Genomic DNA, 3,689 nt, shown 5'->3' on the forward strand with positions numbered 1-3,689 from the left:
AATTGGTTGAAAATTGTGCTATACTTTGGGTAAGCGATTTCACAAAGGAGAAAACAAATGAGTATCGTGTTTTCAATCAAAAATAAAAAGAGCTTATTTGGCTATCAGAAAGTACTCGCAGCACAGGAAGTTCTTAAATTAGTGGAGGGGTTAACAACCTACAACTATGATTCTGCCACCCTTCATCGTCCCTTAAATGATTTTGAAGGCTTGAACTGTATCGTATTTGGTAAGAGCGGTCTTCCTCTGCAGTTACGCTATTTTGATGAAGAAGAGTCTTATCAGATTCAGGTGCCCTCTTTTGCGATAGAAGAAGATTGGCAGTTGGCCCTTCGATGGCTTAGTCGGCTCGCAGAAGTATTAGGAACGGAGATTGTGGCCAGCTATGGCGTGAGCTATACTCCCGATTCTATTTTCCATTTTGATTATGAAGTCGTTATCCTAGAAACGCTGGGTAATGTGACGAAAGAAAAAGATCTAAAAGAGTTTGAAGTACAAGGCTTCGCTCATCCAGTCTATTTGGATCGGGATACAGTGCAGGAAGTCTTGAACCATGTCCATCCACTAGAAGCCTACTCTGCCTTTATCAAGAAGATTCAATATAGTGCAGCTTATTTCAGTCAAGTCCGTTTTTATCAACAGGAGGAGACAGGAGCCTTCTTAGCCAGCTATAGCTTGACAGAAGATACGGATACGGTCTTGCCAAGCGTGCCACATGTTCCTGCGGAATATGTAGAAATTGTGGGTTTAGCGGGTATCATTGATTGGCGAGTTCTATTGGTTGCGATCGATGGAGATCCGGATAAGCCAGAAAATTACCATCCAATTGGTTCTCTTGCACTGAAGAATCTACTGGAAGCACTAGAGCCAGATGAATTCCAGCTGCTAGATGCTAGTCAAATTGAAATTAAAAAATTGTCCAAAGAACGGTTGCTAGAATTAGCGCAATTGGAGGACAAGTAAAAAATATCGCAGTGAACTGTCTCTCCGACGTTTGATCCGAAAAATCTAACGTCTGGGAGCAGTTCTTTTTTATACTCCTTCCTTTGATCAAAAACCAATGACTAGGCTAATTATGGTATAATAGGGGCCTAGAAGTAGAATGAAAGAGGTGCACGAAATGCTGTTAGAAGAATTTGATGCCAATCGACAGGCGATTATCAATCCACAAGACTTACACCAACCAATTGAAGGATTTCCCAAAGTTGTCATCTCTTGCTTTTCAAGAGTAACTTTTGCTCGCCTCCTTGAGAATTACGATCATGAGGTCATTGCAAGAACCTCCATGGCTAATTTTGAAGTCTTGGTCTATGGGATCACTATTGGAGACCAACAGATTGGTGCCTTTAATGCACCCGTTGGGGCTGCTTCCTGTGTGGGGATTATAGAGGATCTGATTCAATTTGGGATGGAAAAACTCGTTCTTTTTGGGACCTGTGGGGTTTTAGATCGAGATATCGAAGCGACTTCCATCATCATTCCAACAGCTGCTCTTCGCGACGAGGGGACCAGTTACCACTATCTTCCGGCTAGTGATGAAGTGGAAGTAAATAAGAAAACCCTCCCTCTCTTCCAAGCCTTTCTGGACAGTCACAAGGTTTCTTATCAGTCGGGAAAAGTGTGGACGACAGATGCACCCTACCGAGAAACCATCGACAAGATGAAGCGACGAAAGGAAGCAGGAGCCATCTGTGTGGATATGGAATGTTCGGCAGTGGCAGCTTTAGCAGCTTATAGGGGCTTTGAGCTCTGCCATTTCTTCTATGCAGCTGACCACCTCTCGGAAGAAAAATGGGATATCCGAACCTTATCTAGTCATGAGGATTTAGATAGCAAGGATCGCATCGCGGAGTTAGCCATCCAATTTGCGCTCTTTTGGGAAAAGGCAAACTAAATGAAAGAAGCAATGATTGAACTGAAGGATTTTTCCTTCCAATACAAGGCACAGTCTGAACCAACCTTGAAAAATCTCAACTTAACCATTTATAAGGGGGAAAAGGTTCTGATTGTTGGGCCATCTGGTTCTGGGAAGTCAACCATTGGCCAGTGCTTAAATGGGATTATCCCCAATATCTATAAGGGAACCAGTAGTGGACAATTCCTCATTCAGGGGAATGAAGCCTTTGATCTCAGTATTTATGAGAAATCTCATTTGGTCAGTACGGTTTTGCAAGATACAGATGGCCAGTTTATCGGTTTGAGTGTCGCAGAAGACTTGGCTTTTGCCCTTGAAAATGACATGGTTGAGCTGGGAACGATGAAAGAGCGTGTGCAGAGTTGGGCAGAACGCTTGGATTTGATGAAGCTCTTGGATCATCGGCCACAAGATTTGTCCGGTGGGCAAAAACAGCGAGTGAGCTTAGCAGGTGTTCTGATTGACGAAAGTCCGATCCTCCTCTTTGATGAGCCACTGGCTAATCTAGATCCCAAGTCGGGTCAGGATATTATTGATCTGATCGATCAGATTCATGAAGAACAGGGGACGACCACCATTATTATCGAACACCGTTTAGAGGATGTACTCTACCGTCCTGTTGATCGGGTTATCTTGATCAATCAAGGACAAGTTCTCTTTAATGGTCGACCAGATGAGTTGTTGAGAACGACACTTCTGGCTGAAAATGGGATTCGAGAACCCCTCTATTTAACAGCTCTTCGCCAGCTTGGTCAGGATATCAATCAATTGGAGCATCTGGATCGTTTGGACGATATCCAACTGGATGATGTAAATTGTGTGATTCCAGAAGCGACCTTTACTAAAACTGGTGAAGCAGAAGAACTATTGAAGTTGGAGCAGATTTCCTTTGCTTATCAAGAAAATCATCCGATCTTAAAAAATATATCCCTCACGATTCCGAAAGGGCAGCGCTTAGCGATTGTCGGGAAGAATGGGGCAGGGAAATCAACTCTTGCGAAAGCCATCTGTGGATTCATTACCACAGAAGGACAATACACCTCTAGAGGCGAAGATATCAAGCAGGAGAGTGTCAAGGAACGGGCTGAGCGAGTAGGCTATGTCCTACAAAACCCCAATCAAATGATTTCGACCAATATGATTTTTGACGAAGTCGCTCTAGGTTTGCGCTTGCGGGGGATATCGGAAGAAGATATTAAGGAGCGTGTCTATCAAGCACTGAAAACTTGTGGTCTCTATGAGTTTCGTAAATGGCCGATTTCTGCCCTCTCGTATGGGCAAAAGAAACGGGTGACCATCGCCTCTATACTAGTTTTAGGACCAGAAATTTTGGTCTTGGACGAGCCGACAGCAGGTCAGGACCAGCGCAATTACACTGACATCATGGAATTTCTAGATAGCTTGCAAGAAAAAGGCCATACCATTGTCATGATTACCCATGATATGCAACTGATGTTGGATTATTCTGATCGTGCACTTGTGGTATCAGACGGACAAATTCTAGCTGATCTCTCACCTGCAGAGCTGTTCACTCATCCGGATATTTTACAAGAGGCTAATCTCAAAGAGACTTCGATTTTTGCCTTAGCCAATCGATTAGGAATGGATCCCTTGGCGCTAACGCAGTTTTATATGCAACAGAAAGGAGTAGATCATGAAGCATCGATTAGTCGGCTACCATGAGGGGACGAGTTTTCTTCATCGCCTTTCAGGTGCGAGTAAGTTACTCTTTCTTCTTTTTGTATCTCTTGCCGCCATGTTGAGTTATGATACT

General features: G+C 43.6%; 3 protein-coding genes and 1 pseudogene. All 4 read left to right on the forward strand.

The features are described from left to right. The first annotated feature begins 57 nt into the window (after positions 1–57). Positions 58–963, forward strand: coding sequence for a DUF4299 family protein (locus SPADD19_RS01005; RefSeq protein WP_061454976.1), 906 nt, complete (start codon positions 58–60; stop codon positions 961–963). Between the two features lie 157 nt (positions 964–1,120). Next, entirely contained in the window at positions 1,121–1,894 is a 774-nt protein-coding gene (locus SPADD19_RS01010; protein WP_003018328.1) for a nucleoside phosphorylase, read from the forward strand. Further along, a complete protein-coding gene (locus SPADD19_RS01015) occupies positions 1,895–3,598 on the forward strand; it encodes an ABC transporter ATP-binding protein (protein WP_061454977.1) in 1,704 nt (567 codons plus the stop codon). Then, positions 3,570–3,689 (forward strand): annotated as a pseudogene (locus tag SPADD19_RS11340) (energy-coupling factor transporter transmembrane component T family protein); the annotation flags it as partial. The gene SPADD19_RS01015 and the pseudogene SPADD19_RS11340, both read left to right, overlap by 29 nt.

Origin of the sequence: Streptococcus parasanguinis (genome assembly GCF_001578955.1) — a bacterium.
Classification (GTDB): domain Bacteria; phylum Bacillota; class Bacilli; order Lactobacillales; family Streptococcaceae; genus Streptococcus; species Streptococcus parasanguinis_U.